The 16,720-nt window shown below is 66.5% G+C and carries 19 protein-coding genes and 1 pseudogene; 13 read left to right on the top strand and 7 right to left on the bottom strand.

The window, feature by feature from the left end; all coding sequences use genetic code 11:
* Positions 1-49: 49 nt before the first annotated feature.
* Complete coding sequence (gene hisI, locus OHQ90_RS16815; RefSeq protein WP_328411579.1) at positions 50-397, top strand: phosphoribosyl-AMP cyclohydrolase; 348 nt, start codon at positions 50-52, stop codon at positions 395-397.
* A 71-nt stretch (positions 398-468) separates the two neighbouring features.
* Here the strand turns inward: hisI and OHQ90_RS16820 are convergent, their stop codons facing one another.
* From OHQ90_RS16820 to OHQ90_RS16835, 4 genes are all read right to left on the bottom strand, one after another.
* Complete coding sequence (locus tag OHQ90_RS16820) at positions 469-978, bottom strand: MarR family winged helix-turn-helix transcriptional regulator (RefSeq protein WP_328411581.1); 510 nt, start codon at positions 976-978, stop codon at positions 469-471.
* Between the two features lie 177 nt (positions 979-1,155).
* The gene (locus tag OHQ90_RS16825) at positions 1,156-1,734 is read right to left on the bottom strand and encodes a permease (protein WP_328411583.1); all 579 of its coding nucleotides are present in this window, start codon (positions 1,732-1,734) and stop codon (positions 1,156-1,158) included.
* Positions 1,735-1,825: 91 nt separating this feature from the next.
* Positions 1,826-2,287, bottom strand: a complete 462-nt coding sequence (locus OHQ90_RS16830) for a peroxiredoxin (protein WP_328411584.1) — start codon at positions 2,285-2,287, stop codon at positions 1,826-1,828.
* Between the two features lie 178 nt (positions 2,288-2,465).
* Positions 2,466-2,765, bottom strand: coding sequence for a hypothetical protein (locus OHQ90_RS16835; RefSeq protein ID WP_328411585.1), 300 nt, complete (start codon positions 2,763-2,765; stop codon positions 2,466-2,468).
* A gap of 170 nt (positions 2,766-2,935) precedes the next feature.
* On the opposite strand from OHQ90_RS16835, the gene OHQ90_RS16840 reads away from it, so the two are divergent.
* From OHQ90_RS16840 to OHQ90_RS16895, 12 genes and pseudogenes are all read left to right on the top strand, one after another.
* Positions 2,936-4,495 carry an anthranilate synthase component I gene (locus tag OHQ90_RS16840; protein WP_328411587.1) on the top strand — a complete coding sequence of 520 codons (1,560 nt, stop codon included), beginning with the start codon at positions 2,936-2,938 and terminating at the stop codon, positions 4,493-4,495.
* Positions 4,492-5,235: a TIGR02234 family membrane protein gene (locus OHQ90_RS16845; RefSeq protein ID WP_328411589.1), complete on the top strand. Its 744-nt coding sequence runs from the start codon at positions 4,492-4,494 to the stop codon at positions 5,233-5,235. The genes OHQ90_RS16840 and OHQ90_RS16845 overlap by 4 nt, the downstream gene beginning before the upstream one ends.
* A 139-nt stretch (positions 5,236-5,374) precedes the next feature.
* Complete coding sequence (gene trpC / locus OHQ90_RS16850) at positions 5,375-6,193, top strand: indole-3-glycerol phosphate synthase TrpC (RefSeq protein ID WP_328411591.1); 819 nt, start codon at positions 5,375-5,377, stop codon at positions 6,191-6,193.
* Positions 6,190-7,464: a tryptophan synthase subunit beta gene (gene trpB / locus OHQ90_RS16855; protein ID WP_328411593.1), complete on the top strand. Its 1,275-nt coding sequence runs from the start codon at positions 6,190-6,192 to the stop codon at positions 7,462-7,464. The genes trpC and trpB overlap by 4 nt, the downstream gene beginning before the upstream one ends.
* On the top strand, positions 7,461-8,261 hold the full coding sequence (gene trpA, locus OHQ90_RS16860; protein WP_328411595.1) for a tryptophan synthase subunit alpha: 801 nt from the start codon (positions 7,461-7,463) through the stop codon (positions 8,259-8,261). Before trpB ends, trpA begins: the two co-directional genes overlap by 4 nt.
* 168 nt (positions 8,262-8,429) lie before the next feature.
* Positions 8,430-8,624, top strand: coding sequence for a hypothetical protein (locus tag OHQ90_RS16865; RefSeq protein ID WP_328411596.1), 195 nt, complete (start codon positions 8,430-8,432; stop codon positions 8,622-8,624).
* A gap of 51 nt (positions 8,625-8,675) precedes the next feature.
* Positions 8,676-9,752 (top strand): annotated as a pseudogene (lgt, locus tag OHQ90_RS16870) (prolipoprotein diacylglyceryl transferase); the annotation flags it as partial.
* Between the two features lie 421 nt (positions 9,753-10,173).
* A complete protein-coding gene (locus OHQ90_RS16875) occupies positions 10,174-10,683 on the top strand; it encodes a TM2 domain-containing protein (protein ID WP_328411599.1) in 510 nt (169 codons plus the stop codon).
* Between the two features lie 185 nt (positions 10,684-10,868).
* Complete coding sequence (locus OHQ90_RS16880; protein WP_442941417.1) at positions 10,869-11,621, top strand: amino acid ABC transporter substrate-binding protein; 753 nt, start codon at positions 10,869-10,871, stop codon at positions 11,619-11,621.
* A 12-nt stretch (positions 11,622-11,633) separates the two neighbouring features.
* Entirely contained in the window at positions 11,634-12,302 is a 669-nt protein-coding gene (locus OHQ90_RS16885) for an amino acid ABC transporter permease (protein WP_328411600.1), read from the top strand.
* A gap of 102 nt (positions 12,303-12,404) precedes the next feature.
* Positions 12,405-13,823: a pyruvate kinase gene (gene pyk, locus OHQ90_RS16890; RefSeq protein WP_328411602.1), complete on the top strand. Its 1,419-nt coding sequence runs from the start codon at positions 12,405-12,407 to the stop codon at positions 13,821-13,823.
* 1 nt (position 13,824) lies between these two features.
* A complete protein-coding gene (locus tag OHQ90_RS16895) occupies positions 13,825-14,733 on the top strand; it encodes an acyl-CoA thioesterase (RefSeq protein WP_328411604.1) in 909 nt (302 codons plus the stop codon).
* A 1-nt stretch (position 14,734) separates the two neighbouring features.
* On the opposite strand, the gene OHQ90_RS16900 is transcribed toward OHQ90_RS16895, so the two are convergent.
* The 3 genes from OHQ90_RS16900 to OHQ90_RS16910 form a co-directional block, all read right to left on the bottom strand.
* Positions 14,735-15,145 (bottom strand): hypothetical protein, encoded by a 411-nt coding sequence (locus OHQ90_RS16900; protein ID WP_328411606.1) that lies wholly within the window; start codon positions 15,143-15,145, stop codon positions 14,735-14,737.
* Positions 15,146-15,277: 132 nt separating this feature from the next.
* Entirely contained in the window at positions 15,278-15,898 is a 621-nt protein-coding gene (locus tag OHQ90_RS16905; protein WP_328411608.1) for an arsenate reductase/protein-tyrosine-phosphatase family protein, read from the bottom strand.
* 274 nt (positions 15,899-16,172) lie between these two features.
* The gene (locus OHQ90_RS16910; RefSeq protein WP_328411610.1) at positions 16,173-16,685 is read right to left on the bottom strand and encodes a phenylacetaldoxime dehydratase family protein; all 513 of its coding nucleotides are present in this window, start codon (positions 16,683-16,685) and stop codon (positions 16,173-16,175) included.
* Positions 16,686-16,720 lie beyond the last annotated feature (35 nt).

Genomic DNA, 16,720 nt, shown 5'->3' on the forward strand with positions numbered 1-16,720 from the left:
AGCGCAGGCGCGTGCCGAGCAATGGACCCTGCCCCTGTATAACGGTGGCATGACTCTCGACCCTGCCATTGCCACCCGGCTCAAGCGCAATGACGCGGGCCTCGTGTCCGCGGTCGCGCAGGAGCGCGGCAGCGGCAATGTGCTGATGGTCGCCTGGATGGACGACGAAGCCCTGGCCAGGACGCTGGAAACGCGCAAGGCGACCTACTATTCGCGCTCGCGTCAGCAGTACTGGGTCAAAGGCGAGACCTCCGGCCACACCCAGTACGTCCACGAGGTCCGCCTCGACTGCGACGGCGACACCATTCTGCTGGTCGTCGACCAGGAGGGCGCGGCCTGTCACACCGGCACGCACACCTGCTTCGACTCCGACGTGCTGCTCGCCGATAAGTCCTGAGTCGCCACACGTCGGGAACACGGCACGGACTGTCCGCGTCCGCTCTCGGGCAGATCGGCAGGCGGCCGGTGCTACGGCGTCGGCGGCTGCTCGGTTCGGTCCTCGGTGGGGGGCGAAACGTCACCGTGACTCAATGCATCGGCCAGCTGTGTCGACAGCACTTCGCTGAGGTCGGCCAGCTGTGCTGTCTGATGCGGATCGAGACCATCGAACACCAGCCGGCGCACGGCATCCTGATAGCCGGGAGCTGCCTCGACCACCTTCGAATAGCCGGTGTCTGTGAGAACGGCCTGCACGCCGCGTCGCCCGGTGGTCGCTGACCGCTCGGCCCAGCCCATCCGCTCCATCTTCGACACGACATGCGACAGTCGCGATAGCGATGCATTTGCCTTGTGGGCCAGATCACTCATCTGCAATCGGTGGCCGGGTTCTTCGGACAGCAGGGTGAGCACCCAGAATTCGAAGTGCGTGATCCCGGACTCGCGCTGCAGCTGGGTGTCCAACGCGCCTGGTAGGCGGGTCATGAGCGCCACGATCGCACGCCAAGCTCGCTGTTCGACGGGATCGAGCCACTTCGTCACTGGTTGCCTTCTTTCGAGCCAAGTGACGTGTTTTGTTAGTGAGTCTAGCGATTTATTGAAAGTCATATTCACAGTCACTCGCGACAATGAGTTTGCCACGACTTCGCTCGACCGTCATGAAGTTGCTGCGTGACGTGAGGTCACTCACATGCCATCGTGGCGTGTCGGTGTCGTTTCCTAGGTGAGCTTCGGTGACACGGGCGCGGTGGACTGGGACGGCGGAGTCGACGTCACCGGCTCAGCGGGATGCTTGCGCCGCCATCCGCGCCGGACGACGACGAACACCACGAGCAGGAAGACGACCAGTGCGACGATGGCGCCGACCAATGACGCGCCTCGGAAGGCGGGCGCATCGACATCGAGAATTCGCTGCCCGGCGTGGGCGGCGCTGTTGCCGCCGAGCACGATGCTCAGCGTCATGAGATTCGGGATCGCGGCGATCACCGCGAGCCCGCCTGCCGCGCCCGCGATCACCTTGCCCGCGCGGCGACGCCACACGAGTGCTGCCAGCAACATCAGGAAAAGCGGTATGGCAGTGAACAATCCACCATAGACGAGACCCCAGCCGATGCCCTTGCTGAAACTGCCGCTCACCAGCTCCGCGATGCGCTGGGCCCACCACCGTGGGATGAAGGCGGCAAGGATGAAGTAGGCGACGACCAGCACGGCGATGACCGCCAGGCCGCCGAGAATCCTCGTGCGCCACGTGGCCAGCGTGGATTTCTGCCCGTCCGGCCGAACCTCGCTCGAAGTCATGAATTCAGCGTAGGCCGGGCCATCTGCGGTGACGTGATCATCGACTCGGCGTTTTCGAGACGGTCGTCTCGAATATTCGGCGTCGGTCGGCTTACTGGACGCGTTCGCGTAGGAACTTCAACGCCTCGTCGGCATGCACATCGGCCCGAAACTCACCGGTGATGACCTTGCGGACGGTGCGATCAGGGTCGATGACGAAGGTGTGCCGCTTCACCGGCGAGAGCTTGCCGAGCAGGCTGCGCTTGACGCCGAACTGCGCGGCGACAGTGCCCTCGACATCCGAGAGCAGGGGATAGCCGAGATTCTGCTTGGTCGCGAATCCGGCCTGGGTGTCGACGTTGTCGGCACTGATGCCTACCGGCGCGGCGCCCGCCGCGGCGAATTCGGCGGCAAGATCGCGGAAGTGGCAGGCCTCGGCCGTGCAGATCGGAGTATTGGCGGCGGGATAGAAGAACAGCACCACGGGGCCGTCCGCGAGCAAGGCGTCGAGCGAACGTGGTGTGCCGGATTGATCTGGGAGCTCGAACTGCGGTGCGAGCTGGCCTATCTTCATATCGGCGACAGTACCGGGCGATGCGTCGGTTCGGGGTGCCACGATGCCTGCCCAGATCCCCGCCACCCGTGCTTTCGCCCCATGTCGCCCTGTACGCGGCGGGGTGTACGAGTCGTATTCCGGCTTTCGCTGGATCGACGGGAGAAGCCTGGGATGACGGGGACGGTAGATTCGGTCGCTATACGCCGATGAGTGCGGCGATCTCGGGGTTCTTGATCTCCATGACATCGAGAATGCCGTGCGCGCGCAGCAGCGGCTCGAGTTCCTTGATGCGGTCGCTGTGGATGGCGTACTCGTCCGGAAAGCGGTGCTTGTCCAGGGCCTCCAAGGCCTTCACATAGGTGACGAAGGACGCTAGCGCGTTCAGCGGTGTGGAGTTCTGGGATCTGCCCATCGAGCTCAGGCCGACCATTCGCTGGGATGTGCCCGATCCGGCAGTGTGCCGACCCTCCGGCGTAACCGGTTGCGAGGGGTACATCAGTTGTCTCCTCTCGAAGTGGATACCGCATGCGACATGGAACGCGGCGAGTGTAGTGACGCCGCCCACAGCCCCGGAATTCGCGTGCGAACCGGACGGCTGGTTTACGGCCGGTTGGGCCCGCGAAGGGCGGCTGAGTCGGTGTCATAGCGGCCTGGGATGATGGAGCAATGCCTGGCGCGTCCACTCCCACCACCACGACCCGCGAACAGTTCCACCAGCTCGCCGCGGAACATCGGGTGGTTCCGGTGATCCGAAAAGTGCTGGCGGACTCCGAAACTCCGCTGTCGGCCTATCGCAAGCTGGCCGGCGATCGGGCCGGCACCTTCCTGTTCGAATCCGCGGAGAACGGACGCTCCTGGTCGCGCTGGTCGTTCATCGGCGCGGGCAGTCCGTCGGCGCTGACCGTCGTCGACGGCGCGGCCGCCTGGCTCGGCAACATCCCTGTCGACGCGCCCTCGGGTGGCGATCCGCTGGTCGCGTTGCGCGAGACCCTGCAACTGCTGGAGACCGAGCGGCTCCCCGGCCTGCCGCCACTGACCGGGGGCATGGTCGGCTACCTCGGCTATGACGCGGTGCGCAGGATCGAACGGCTGCCCAGCCTCGCCCTCGACGATCTGGAACTGCCGGAGATGGTGCTGCTGCTCGCCACCGATCTGGCGGCATTCGACCACCACGAGGGCGCGATCACCCTCATCGCCAACGCGGTCAACTGGAACGGCACCGCCGAGCGGGTCGACGAGGCCTATGACGACGCGGTCGCCCGGCTGGATCGGATGACCCACGCGCTCGCCGCGCCGTCGGAGTCCACCGTGTCGGTCTTCGACCAGCCCGAGCCGCATTATCGGCGCAAACGCACCTCCGAGGAGTTCGGCGCCGGAGTGCGTCGTCTCGTCAAAGAGATCGAGGCGGGCGAGGCTTTCCAGGTGGTGCTGTCGCAGCGCTTCGAAATGGACTACGACGGCGCCCCGATCGATCTGTACCGCATGCTGCGCGCCTCGAACCCGAGTCCGTATATGTATCTGATGCACATCCCCGACGGCGCGGGCGGCACCGCGTTCTCCATCGTCGGTTCCAGCCCGGAAGCCCTGGTCACCGTGAAGGACGGTGTGGCGACGACACATCCGATCGCGGGTACCCGCTGGCGCGGCGCCACCGAAGAGGACGACCTGCTGCTGGAGAAGGGGCTGCTCGCCGACGAGAAGGAGAACGCCGAGCATCTGATGCTCGTCGATCTCGGCCGCAACGATCTCGGCCGGGTGTGTCAGCCGGGCACTGTGCGGGTCACCGAGTATCGGCAGATCGAGCGCTACAGCCACGTCATGCACCTGGTGTCGACCGTGCACGGCAGACTAGCGCCCGGCAAGATCGCGCTGGACGCGGTGCGCGCCTGTTTCCCGGCGGGCACGCTGTCGGGCGCGCCGAAGGTGCGCGCGATGGAACTCATCGAAGAACTGGAGCCGACCCGGCGCGGCGTGTACGGCGGTGTTGTCGGCTATCTGGATTTCGCGGGCGACGCCGATACCGCCATTGCCATTCGCACCGCGCTGCTCAAGGACGGCACCGCTTATGTCCAGGCGGGTGCGGGCGTGGTCGCGGACTCCGATCCCGACTATGAGGATGTCGAATCCCGGAACAAGGCGATGGCGGTGCTCAAGGCGGTCGCGGCCGCGAAGACGGTTCGGGCATACGGCACCGAGCCGGGAAGCGAGAACGGCAGCGCGGGATGAGTGCATCGGATCAGAACGACGAGGGGACCGATGCCGAGGCGATCGCGGTCGATGTGGCCGCGCCCCGGCGCAAGTACCCGATCGGCGCGATCGTGTTGTTGGCGATCGCCGCGGCCGCGCTCTGGGGTTCGTCGCGGCTGACTTGGGTGACGGTGTCGTCCACGGACGGGCTCACCGAGCCGCGCACCGACCATCTCAACGGTGGTGTCTGGTTCGGCGCGCTGACCCCGCTGGCGCTGGTGCTGCTCGCCGCGATCGCGGCAGTGCTCGCTACTCGTGGCTGGCTGCGCCGGATGGTCGGGGTGCTGATCGGCCTGGTCGCCGCGGTGACCGCCGTACCGGCCTTCGCCCTGCTGACCGAGTCCGGCGCGATGGCCGCCCGCGCCGGCACCCTGGCCGAACTACCCGGCCGGGCAACCGTCACCGAGGTGGTCACGGCGCCTTTCCCCGCGGTGGTCGCGCTGCTGGGTGCGCTGGCGGCTTTTACGGCCGGTGTACTGCTCGCCAGGATGCCCCAGGAGGCCGCGCAACTGTCCGGCAAATACGACAACCCGGTGTTCCGGCGGGCCGCCGCCACCGAACAGGTGACGCAGCGACGGGCGGAAGACGCTGCCGCCGGGGCGAATTCGGCCTCGGGACAGCTTTCCGAGCGCGTGCTGTGGGACGCGCTCGACGCGGGCACCGACCCGACCGAGGAGGCCGGTTCGCCGCGTGATGATCAGGGCAAACATGCCGAGTGAAGTGTCTGGGCAGGTCCCGACAAACCCCGGCGCGAGAGCGCCGCAAGCAGCCATTTATTCTTTGTCAGCATCGGTGAGACAGCGCCTGGGGGGATTCTCAGGCAGCAAGTTGCGTCTCCCCAGAAAGGATTCGAGCCAGATGACGGTACTCGACTCGATTCTCGACGGGGTCCGCGCGGATGTCGCCGCTCGGGAAGCCCTCCTGGACTTCCAGGCAATCAAGGCCGCGGCCGCGGCGGCGCCTTCGCCGCTGGACGCCCGCGCCGCACTCCTCGAGGACGGCATCGGCGTCATCGCCGAGGTCAAGCGGGCCAGCCCCTCCAAGGGGGAGCTCGCGGACATCCCGGACCCGGCCAGTCTGGCCAAGGCGTATGAAGACGGCGGCGCGCGCATCATCAGCGTGCTGACCGAAGGTCGCCGCTTCCACGGCTCGCTCGACGACCTCGATGCCGTCCGCGCCACGGTGACCATCCCGATCCTGCGCAAAGATTTCGTCGTCGGGCCGTACCAGATCCATGAGGCCCGCGCGCACGGTGCCGATGTCATCCTGCTGATCGTTGCGGCACTCGAGCAGGACGTGCTGTCCTCGCTCATCGACCGCACCGAATCGCTCGGCATGACCGCGCTCGTCGAGGTGCACACCGAGGAAGAGGCCGACCGCGCACTCGAGGCGGGTGCCTCGGTGATCGGCGTGAACGCCCGCAACCTCAAGACGCTCGAGGTCGATCGGGACGTGTTCGCGCGTATCGCGCCCGGCCTGCCCACCGAGGTCATCCGGATCGCCGAGTCCGGTATCCGCGGCACCGGCGACCTGCTGGCCTATGCCGGTGCGGGTGCGGACGCCGTGCTGGTCGGCGAGGGCCTGGTGACCAGTGGCGATCCCCGCGCCGCCGTCTCCGAGCTGGTGACCGCGGGCACCCACCCGTCCTGCCCGAAGCCCGCGCGGCGGGGCCGGTGACAGCGGTGACGGCATTACCGCAGGCCAGCGCCGGCGTCGCGCACAAGAGCACCCATGAGCCCGACGTCGGCGGACACTTCGGCGTGTACGGCGGCAGGCATGTCCCCGAGGCGCTGATGGCGGTGATCGAGGAGGTCACCGCCGAGTACGAGAAGTGCAGGCTGGACCCCTCGTTCCTGGACGAGCTCGACCGGCTGCAGCGCGACTACACCGGCCGGCCTTCGCCGGTCTTCGAGTGCACCCGGCTTGCCGAGCATGCCGGTGGCGCCCGCATTCTGCTCAAGCGCGAGGACCTGAACCACACCGGCTCGCACAAGATCAACAACGTGCTCGGTCAGGCACTGCTCGCCAAGCGAATGGGCAAGACACGGGTCATCGCGGAAACCGGTGCGGGCCAGCACGGCGTCGCTACCGCCACCGCGTGCGCGCTGCTCGGCCTCGAATGCGTCATCTACATGGGCGCGGTCGACACCACACGGCAGGCGCTGAACGTGGCCCGCATGCGGCTGCTCGGCTCCGCGGTGGTGTCGGTGACCACCGGCTCGCAAACCCTCAAGGACGCCATCAACGAGGCGCTGCGCGACTGGGTGTCCAACGCGGACGACACGTACTACTGCTTCGGCACCGCAGCGGGCCCGCATCCATTCCCGTTGATGGTGCGCGACTTCCAGCGCGTCGTCGGCCTGGAGGCTCGCGCCCAAGTGCAGTCCTCGACCGGACGGCTGCCCGACGCGGTCGTGGCCTGTGTCGGCGGCGGCTCCAACGCGATCGGCATCTTCCACCCCTTCCTCGACGATGCCGGCGTCCGGCTGATCGGCTTCGAGGCGGCCGGTGACGGCGTCGAAACCGGAAGGCACGCGGCCACTTTCACCGGCGGCACGCCCGGCGCCTTCCAGGGCGCCTACTCGTATCTGCTGCAGGACGATGATGGCCAGACCATCGAATCGCACTCCATCTCCGCGGGTTTGGACTACCCGGGCGTCGGCCCGGAGCACGCCTACCTCAAGGACATCGGGCGCGCCGAGTACCGACCGATCACCGACACCGAGGCGATGGACGCGCTGCTGCTGCTCAGCCGCTGCGAGGGCATCATCCCGGCCATCGAGTCCGCGCACGCGGTGGCCGGTGCGCTGCAACTCGGCAAGGAACTGGGCAAGGGCGCGATCATCCTGGTGAACCTGTCGGGTCGTGGCGACAAGGACATGGACACCGCGGCGACATGGTTCGGGCTCTTCGACGAACCCGGCGCCGACAAGGAGAGCGTCGAATGAGTCAGCAGTCCCGCCTCGCCAACACTTTCGCCGCCTGCCGCGCCGAGAACCGCGCCGCGCTGGTCGGCTATCTGCCCGCGGGTTATCCGGACCTCGCAGGATCCATCGAGGTCGTCCGTGCCATGGTCGAATCCGGTTGCGACATTGTCGAAGTCGGCGTCGCGTACTCCGACCCGGTGATGGACGGGCCGACCATCCAGGCCGCCGCCGAGCAGGCGCTGCGCGGCGGAGTCCGGGTGCGCGACGTGTTCTCGGTGGTCGAGGCGATCACCGCGGCGGGCGGCAAGGCCGTCGTGATGAGCTACTGGAACCCGGTGCTGCAGTACGGGGTCGAGAAGTTCGCGCGCGATCTGGCCACGGCGGGCGGGGCAGGCATCATCACCCCGAACCTGATCCCGGACGAGGCCGACGACTGGTTCGTCGCCTCGGCCGCGCACGACCTGGATCGGATTTTCCTGGTCGCGCCGTCCTCCACCGAGGAACGCCTGGTGAAGACGCTGGAAGCGAGCCGAGGGTTCATCTACGCGGCGTCGACCATGGGTGTCACCGGTGCCCGCGATGTGGTGTCTTCCGCGGCACCCGCACTGTGTGCGCGGATTCGGACCCATTCCGATATCCCGATCGGCGTCGGTCTCGGCGTGCGCTCGGGTGCGCAAGCGGCCGAAATCGCTTCGTACGCAGACGGTGTCATTGTCGGCTCAGCGCTGGTGAGCGCCGCCGCCGAGGGGCTGGACGCGGTGCGCGCGCTGACCGAGGAACTGGCCGAGGGCGTCCGGTCCGCGACCGTCGCTTCCTGACACACTGCATCGGGCCGCTCGACCGGCCGCTGCCGCACCGCCACGAGTGAGCCGTGCCGCTCGTGAGCTTCGCTGCAGCACCGACAGTTCGGTGCTGAAGTCAGCGCCCGGTGTCCGATCGGACAAGCAGCGCTGAACCGCCTGGCTCGCGCCATCGTATGAACAAGCATGAGCGCACCGAAGCGGTCGCCTTCGCCGCGACCTGTGGTGGCGAGCCTGCTCGTATTCTTTGTTCTCGCACCTTGTGTCGCGGCGCTGACCCGGGCCGAGCCGGTCGTTGTCGAAGCGCTGTCGGCCATCGGGGCCGGGTTGCTGAGCCTCGGCGTCGGCGCCGCGGTGTGGTGGTGGCAACGTCGCACATAACGCTCCGCTACGGTTGGCCCCGTGACCTTACGAGTCCTCGCAGACAGCGTCCTGAGCAATGGTGGCGTCACCGCTGATGTGTTGGCCTACATCCCCAGTCCCGCGCAGGGTGTGTGGCAGATCGGGCCGTTTCCGCTCCGGGCCTACGCCCTGTGCATCATCCTCGGCATCGTCGTCGCCATCTGGTGGGGCGAGCGGCGCTGGCGCGAACGGGGCGGGCAGCCCGGCGCGATCCTCGATGTCGCGATGTTCGCGGTGCCCTTCGGCCTCGTCGGCGGCAGGCTGTATCACGTGGCCACCGACTGGCAGAAGTACTTCGGCGCCGACGGCCATCCGATCGATGCGCTGAAGATCTATCAGGGCGGCCTCGGCATCTGGGGTGCGGTGTTCCTCGGCGGTGTCGGTGCGTGGATCGGCTGCCGGGTCTACCGAATCCCATTGCCCGCCTTGGGTGATGCGATCGCCCCCCCGGTCCTGCTCGCGCAGGCCATCGGCCGCCTCGGCAACTACTTCAACCAGGAACTGTACGGGCGCGAGACCGACCTGCCCTGGGGCCTGGAGATCTACCTGCGCTTCGACGACGACGGCAAGCTCGACCCGATGAACGGTGTCTCCACCGGCGTCGTCGACAAGGTCGTGCACCCCACGTTCCTCTACGAATTGCTGTGGAACCTGCTGATCGTGGTGCTGCTGGTGCAGATCGACAAACACTACCGAATCGGCCACGGCAGGCTGTTCGCGCTGTACGTTGCCGGCTACTGCGTCGGCCGCTTCTTCGTCGAGCTGATGCGCGCCGACGAGGCCACCAAGATCGCGGGCATCCGGATCAATTCGTTCACCTCGGCCCTGGTATTCCTGGCCGCCGTCGCCTATTTCGTCCTCGCGACGAAGGGCCGTGAGACCGCCGAGCAGCTGCAACCCAGCACCGGATCGCGCCCGTGGCCTTGGCAGATCGCCGCCCTGCGCGCTGCCGCAGCGGCGCAGGCGACGGCCGAGACCTCCGATGCCGCGTCGACAGACGAGAACGCGGCGCCGCAGCCGGACGCGGTGACCGACAAGGACACGGAATCGACCGAGGACACCGGCGGCGACAAGGATGCCGCGGCGATCACGGCAGACGATTCGGACAACGCCGTCGAGTTGGACAAGTCCGAGCAGACTGCGGAGCCCGAGCGGACAACCGATGCAGCGAAGGACATCCCGTCCACGGAATCCGCCGGCTGCGAGAAGTCCACCGAGCCGGATCGGTCCGCCGACCAGGAATCGCCCGCGGCGCCGACTACCAGCACTGCTGTGGAGCAGAAGGACACTGCCGCCGAGCAGAAGTAGCCCCCAATTCTGCGTGCACGGCAACATCGCGGGCACTGTCCGCGATATCTACCGAGACGAGCAACCTCGGTCGCCGGACTGCCGTGGCCGATTCGACAGGGCGACAAATCATGTCGGTTCCGGCAAGAATGTCTCGTGATCGTCGCGGCAGTTGCTCGCTCGGCAGATCGCACGGCCGGGGGCCAGCACAGGGTGCCCGCACAAATGAGGAGGACATTTAGTGACCGACCCTTACAACCCAGGACCGCAGTACGGCCCGCCCGGTACGGGGCCGGACTTGAACAAGTCGGCGGACCCGAGCCAGCCGCAGTACCCGCAGGCCGATCCGTACGGCCAGCCGCAGTTCGGTCAGCCCGCCGACCCGTACGCACAGCAGCAGCCGGGGAGCTACGGGCAGCCGGGTGGCTACGGGCAGCCGGGTGGCTACCCACCCGCGCCGTACCAGCAGCCACAGGGATACAACCCGAACGATCCGGAAGCGCCCTACGGGCGTGACCAGTTCGGTGTGCCCTTCTCGGATAAGCAGAAGCTGATCGCGGGGCTGCTGCAGATCTTCCTCGGCGCGTTCGGTGTCGGCCGCTTCTACACCGGTTATACCGGCATCGCCATCGCGCAGATCGCGGTCACCTGGTTGACCTGTGGCATCGGTGGCATCTGGCCGCTGGTCGACGGCATCATGATGCTGGTGGGCAAGGTGCCCGATAGCGACGGCCGTCCACTGCGCGACTGAGCACGCCTTTTCACCCTGTCGGGCCGCCGCACCGCACCGGTGCGGCGGCCCGACAGGTATTTCGGGTGCTAAAGCCAGTTCCGATCACCATGATCGCGATACTGTTCCTCGAAACGATCCCGGCGTAACGTCGGTCGATCTGTGTGTTGTGTGTGGACACTCCACGCACCGAAGAGAGGGATTTCGTGCGTCGCAAGTTGTTCGCCGCCGCCATGCTCGCCATCGTCGCCGCCACCGGGCTTTCCGCGTGCGGCAGTGACGACCCGAACGTGATCAAGGTCGGCACCGAGGGCACCTACTCCCCGTTCAGCTACCAGGGCTCCGACGGCAAGCTCACCGGCTACGACATCGAGGTGGTCCAGGCTGTTGCCGACAAGCTCGGCAAGAAGGTCGAGTTCGTGCAGACGCCGTGGGACGCGATCTTCGCCGGCCTCGAGTCCAAGCGCTTCGATCTGGTCGCCAACCAGGTGACTGTCAACGATGAGCGCAAGGCCAAGTACTCGCTGTCGCAGCCGTACACCACCTCCGAGGGCGTCATCGTCACGCGCACCGACAACAACGGCATCACCACTCTCGCCGACCTGAACGGCAAGACCTGCGCTCAGTCGGCCACCAGCAACTGGAGCAAGGTCGCCACCGGCGCAGGCGCGAAAGTCGAAGCGGTCGAAGGTTTCGTGCAGGCCATCCAGCTGCTGAAGAACGGCCGCGTCGACGCCACCGTCAACGACACCCTCGCCGTTGCCGAGTACACCAAGAAGACCGGCGACACCAGCGTGAAGGTGTCGGGCAAGACCGGTGAAACCAGTCACCAGGCTTTCGCGGCCCGCAAGGATGACGCGCTGGTCGCCGAGGTGAACAAGGCGCTCGATCAACTCCGCGCCGAGGGCAAACTGGCCCAGATCTCCGAGAAGTACTTCGGCACCGACATCAGCAAGTAGCAGCGCCCTGCCATGGATGCCGCTACGCGGGAACTCATTTGGCACAACCTGTGGCCGATGTTGCAGGCCACGATCACCAAGACCATTCCGCTGACGGCTGTCAGTTTCGTCATCGGTCTGGCCATTGCGCTGCTCCTGGCTCTGGCACGGATGTCACCGGTGTGGCCGGTCCAGGCGGCCGCCCGGTTCTACATTTCGATCATCCGGGGTACGCCGCTGCTGGTGCAGTTGTTCATCGTCTTCTACGCGCTGCCGCAGTTCCACATCGTGCTCGACCCGTTTCCGGCGGCGGTGATCGCCTTCAGTCTCAATGTCGGTGGTTACGCGGCGGAGGTGGTGCGCGCGTCGATTCTGAGCGTGGCCGACGGGCAGTGGGAGGCTTCCCAAGCGCTCGGCATGTCGTATCCGATGATGATGCGGTTGATCATCCTGCCGCAGGCGTCGCGGATCGCGGTGCCACCGCTGTCGAATACGTTGATCTCGCTGGTGAAGGACACCTCGCTCGCCTCGACCATTCTGGTCACCGAGTTGCTGCGGACCGCGCAGATCGCGGCCGCCCCGACCTTCGATTTCTTCGCCCTCTATGGTGTCGCGGCGCTTTACTACTGGGCGATCTGCCTGGTCCTCGGTTTCGGGCAGACCCGGCTGGAAACGCGATTGAGCCGTCATGTCGCGCGATGACCGCTCGTTCGTATGTTCCACCAACTTGTGTGCAAATTTTTCACCAAGGTTTCACCGAGGCCACGACAAGACCACTACACCCGGCGGGACTAGGCTCTACTCGTGATGCGACGGACGAAGATTGTGTGCACTCTCGGCCCGGCCACTGCCACCGAGGACCGTATTCGAGAACTCGTCGAAAGCGGCATGGACGTGGCGCGGCTGAATTTCAGCCACGGCGAACACGCCGACCACGCCGAGAACTATAAGAAGGTGCGGGCCGCTTCCGACCACCTCGGTCGTGCGGTCGGTATTCTCGCCGACCTGCAGGGTCCGAAGATCCGGCTCGGCCGGTTCATCGAGGACCGCACGGTGTGGGCGACGGGTGAAGAGGTCCGCATCACCGTCGACGACATCGTCGGCACCCACGACCGTGTCTCGACCACCTACCGGGAACTGGCCAAGGACGCCAAGCCGGGAGACCGGTTGCTGGTGGACGACGGCAAGATCGGGCTGACGGTCACCGGCGTCGAGGGCAACGATGTCGTCTGCCGGGTGACCGAGGGCGGACCGGTCAGCAACAACAAGGGTGTTTCGCTGCCGGGTATGGATGTCTCCGTGCCCGCGCTGTCGGAAAAGGACATCGAGGACCTCGAGTTCGCACTGAAGCTCGGCGTGGACTTCATCGCGCTGTCGTTCGTGCGTTCGCCCTCGGATGTGGAACTCGTACACGACGTGATGGACCGGGTCGGTCGCCGCGTGCCGGTGATCGGCAAGCTGGAGAAGCCGGAGGCGATCGACAACCTCGAGGCCATCGTGCTCGCCTTCGACGCGGTCATGGTCGCTCGCGGTGACCTCGGCGTCGAGCTGCCGCTCGAGCAGGTGCCGATCGTGCAGAAGCGCGCCATCCAGATGGCACGGGAGAACGCCAAGCCCGTCATCGTCGCGACCCAGATGCTGGAGTCGATGATCGAGAACTCGCGCCCGACTCGGGCCGAGGCCTCCGACGTCGCGAACGCGGTGCTCGACGGCGCCGACGCGGTGATGCTGTCGGGCGAAACCTCGGTCGGTGCGTACCCGATCGAGACGGTGCGCACCATGGCGCGCATCGTGCACGCAGTGGAGACCGAATCGACGCGGGTGCCACCGCTGACCCACGTGCCGCGCACCAAGCGCGGTGTCATCTCCTACGCGGCCCGCGACATCGGTGAGCGGCTCAACGCCAAGGCGCTGGTGGCGTTCACCCAGTCCGGTGACACGGTGCGCAGGCTCGCCAGGCTGCACACCCCGCTGCCGTTGCTGGCGTTCACTCCGCTGCCGGAGGTGCGCAGCCAGCTGTCGCTGACCTGGGGCACCGAAACCTTCATTGTGCCGACAGTGGACAGCACCGATGCGATGATCCATCAGGTCGATGTAGCACTGCTGTCGATGGAGCGATATCAGAAAGGTGATCTGGTGGTAATCGTTGCGGGCTCCCCGCCCGGTACCGTCGGGTCGACCAACCTGATCCATGTGCACCGTATCGGTGAGGAGGACCATTAGAGTGACCGCTTCCCTGAGTGGTGCCGTCGGCGTCGGTTCGACGTCGACGGAGGGTTCCGATCTGCGGGTGTTGCTCGGACTGCTCGATCTGGAGCAGGTCGACGAGGATGTCTTCGTCGGCCAGCATCCGGAGAAGGTGTGGAGCCGCACGTTCGGCGGGCAGCTCGTATCGCAAGCGATCATGGCGGCGGGGCGGACGGTCGGTGACCGTCCGGTACACGCGGTGAACGCGCACTTCGTGCGCGGTGGCGATGTGAAGAAGCCGATCGAATACCGGGTCGACCGCCACCGCGACGGGCGCTCGTTCGCCAACCGCACGGTGACCGCAAGCCAGGACGGCCAGGAGCTGTTCGTCATGCTTGCCGCGTTCCAGGATTGGGGCAAGGGACTCGAGCACTCCGCCACCCAGCCGGTCGTTCCGGATCCGGAAACGCTGCCGCGGGTGGAGGAGAGCTTCGAAGGCTTGGAAGACAAGCTGGAGATGTTCATCAAGGCCCCGCATCCGATCGATATGCGCTACACCAACGACCCGGCCTGGATCATGAAGGGCACCGGCGAGCGGCTCAATCACAACCGGGTGTGGATGCGCGCCGACGGCAGGCTGCCCGACGATCCGCTGATTCATGTTGCGACGCTTGGTTATTCGTCGGACACCACGGTGCTCGACTCGATCATCACCACACACGGTCTTTCCTGGGGCCTCGACCGGATCATCGCGGCGACGGTCAATCATTCGATCTGGTTCCACCGCCCGTTTCGCTTCGACGAGTGGGCGCTGTACGCCACGGAATCCCCGGTCGCCGCGGGCTCCCGTGGGCTGGCGACGGGCAAGTTCTTCTCGCGCACCGGCGAATTGCTCGCCACCGTGGTGCAGGAAGGCCTGATCCGCCACTTCCCGTCGCGGGCCTGAGCTAGAGCGGCTCGCGCTCGGTCTCGAAGTCGAAGCTGTCGCGGCGCTGTACCCGGATGGTTCGAGGGACGGCTAATTGCGTGGGGCCGCAAGAGGTTTCCAGCATCAGCCTGCGCTCCAGGGCGGCCAGGCTCGGTGCCGTGAGATCGCGCGCGGCCCCCACCAGGCTCAGCGCGATCTCATAGGTGCGGCGGCCATCCGGCTCCTGGCCGGGATGGTCTACCCGCCACTGGGTTTCGAGCATCATGTGGTCCGGTGCGTCGGAGTCGACAGGCAGCGTGAAGCGCCACGCGAACACCTCGCGATCCTGGAGGTGGTCGTCCACCACGGCGCGCACCGAGTCGACGACGCGCTCCAGGGTTTCCGGTGTCACATAAACATGGAGCGAAACATCCGAAATTCGTTTCGGCATGTCTGATTCCTGTCGTGTGTCGAACCAGCAACGGCGGAATGTTGTTCGCGGGGAGTTTAAACCCTCGATGCACATGATGAACACAGCAAGGGCCGAATTCGCGCGGATGCGTCCGGCGCACCGCACCCGGTGTCACGGGATCCGGTGCGCCGCCAGGAATGCCGCGAGCGGTGCGGGCGCGGCTCCCGGCGCCACCACGAGACCGGGACGTTCGTCGTCGACTCGCTTGCGCTGCTCGTGGGGGGCCAGCGTGAGCAGCAGCGGCACCAGCGCCTCGGCGATCCGATCGCCGACCTCACAGAATGCGGCCTCGGACAGGCCGACCGGGTCGGCGATGTTCTCGCGGCCGACCAGTGCGAGGTCGTGGCGGGCGCGATGCAGATCGGCAATGCTGCGCGCGCCGGTCACTTTGGCGATCCGGTGCGCCTCCAGCAGGGTGAAGGTGCGCGGCGCCGCGCCGAAACCCATCGACGTGGCCTGGTCGCGGATCTGCTCGGTCATCGTGAGCACCAGGTCGGCGCGGTCGATCATGCCCGGCTCCAGGCGGCGCGCGCGAAAGTTGTCGGGGTCGGCGCCCAGGCCCGAGATGGTCTGAGCCGCGAGTGGTTCCACGGGGAAGCCGACCAGCGCACGGGTTCCCGCGCTCTCCGCGGTGAGGCCGGCGAGGCGGTGTTCGACAGCGAGGGCGCGGGTAAGCCGCTCGGCGATCACCGAACGACAGACATTGCCGTTGCAGACGAACAGGACGTGCATGGGGATACGGTAGGACGGCAGATAACGATTCAGAAGCGGCCAGGCCGCGAATCACACCGCCACGAGCACATATTCATCTGTGCGTTGCGCGGCGTACACGAAGTACGCCCTCGTGTTCGGAGAGACGCTCGACGGGCGTCGCCGACCGGTGGCCGGCCCGTCATCGAGGTCTGGGCGTATTCGCGTTGTTACCCGATATGAATGAATTCAATCATGATGTCGGCGACCGATATCGTCAGCGCTGGGAAGCCGCCGCCGTCGGCAAGGTGCGGCCTCAGCCGGATTCGGTTCCGTAGTAATCGGATTCGTCGATCACCGGCGCCACCTTCGCCGCCTCGTCGTGCACGCGGCCGCGGGTGGAGAACCTCCGGCCGCGCGAGGCGACGACGGGCGCGAAGCGCGCGAGCCCGGTGGCGGTCTCCATATCGTCGTACATGGCATCGATCCCGCCGCGCAGGAAATAGGCCTCATGCCAGAACCCGGTGCCGCCGGAGTCGCGCAGGAACTTCTGCCACCAATCGCGGTGCGGCGCCGAGCGAGTCCACCGCTCCAGACTGTCGAGATCGCGCCAGTACTGCCGCGCCCCCCAGTGCGGCGGAAACAGCGCCCAGACCACGTCCTCGTGCAGTAGTAGCCCCTCGGGCTGATCCTTGTGTGACTTATAGAGTTTCGGCCCGAGCCCGAGCAGACGCAGGATCCCGCGCGGTCGGCGCACCCGCATCCCGAGGTAGACGACTACCAGGTCCGGATACTCGGACAGATCGACTGTCGTTCTGTTCACTCGCATGCGGGGGACCTCCGAAACCGAGGTGTGTGCTGCTC

This window comes from Nocardia sp. NBC_00403 (assembly GCF_036046055.1).
Lineage (GTDB): Bacteria > Actinomycetota > Actinomycetes > Mycobacteriales > Mycobacteriaceae > Nocardia.

Excerpts from the sequence above, each read along its gene's own strand:
- trpC (WP_328411591.1), top strand. The coding sequence starts at position 5,375 with ATGACGGTACTCGACTCGATTCTCGACGGGGTCCGCGCGGATGTCGCC.
- trpA (WP_328411595.1), top strand. The coding sequence starts at position 7,461 with ATGAGTCAGCAGTCCCGCCTCGCCAACACTTTCGCCGCCTGCCGCGCC.
- OHQ90_RS16825 (WP_328411583.1), bottom strand. The coding sequence starts at position 1,734 with ATGACTTCGAGCGAGGTTCGGCCGGACGGGCAGAAATCCACGCTGGCC.
- OHQ90_RS16910 (WP_328411610.1), bottom strand. The coding sequence starts at position 16,685 with ATGCGAGTGAACAGAACGACAGTCGATCTGTCCGAGTATCCGGACCTG.
- OHQ90_RS16845 (WP_328411589.1), top strand. The coding sequence starts at position 4,492 with ATGAGTGCATCGGATCAGAACGACGAGGGGACCGATGCCGAGGCGATC.
- OHQ90_RS16840 (WP_328411587.1), top strand. The coding sequence starts at position 2,936 with ATGCCTGGCGCGTCCACTCCCACCACCACGACCCGCGAACAGTTCCAC.
- hisI (WP_328411579.1), top strand. The coding sequence starts at position 50 with ATGACTCTCGACCCTGCCATTGCCACCCGGCTCAAGCGCAATGACGCG.
- OHQ90_RS16865 (WP_328411596.1), top strand. The coding sequence starts at position 8,430 with ATGAGCGCACCGAAGCGGTCGCCTTCGCCGCGACCTGTGGTGGCGAGC.
- OHQ90_RS16905 (WP_328411608.1), bottom strand. The coding sequence starts at position 15,898 with ATGCACGTCCTGTTCGTCTGCAACGGCAATGTCTGTCGTTCGGTGATC.
- OHQ90_RS16885 (WP_328411600.1), top strand. The coding sequence starts at position 11,634 with ATGGATGCCGCTACGCGGGAACTCATTTGGCACAACCTGTGGCCGATG.
- OHQ90_RS16835 (WP_328411585.1), bottom strand. The coding sequence starts at position 2,765 with ATGTACCCCTCGCAACCGGTTACGCCGGAGGGTCGGCACACTGCCGGA.
- OHQ90_RS16900 (WP_328411606.1), bottom strand. The coding sequence starts at position 15,145 with ATGCCGAAACGAATTTCGGATGTTTCGCTCCATGTTTATGTGACACCG.
- OHQ90_RS16830 (WP_328411584.1), bottom strand. The coding sequence starts at position 2,287 with ATGAAGATAGGCCAGCTCGCACCGCAGTTCGAGCTCCCAGATCAATCC.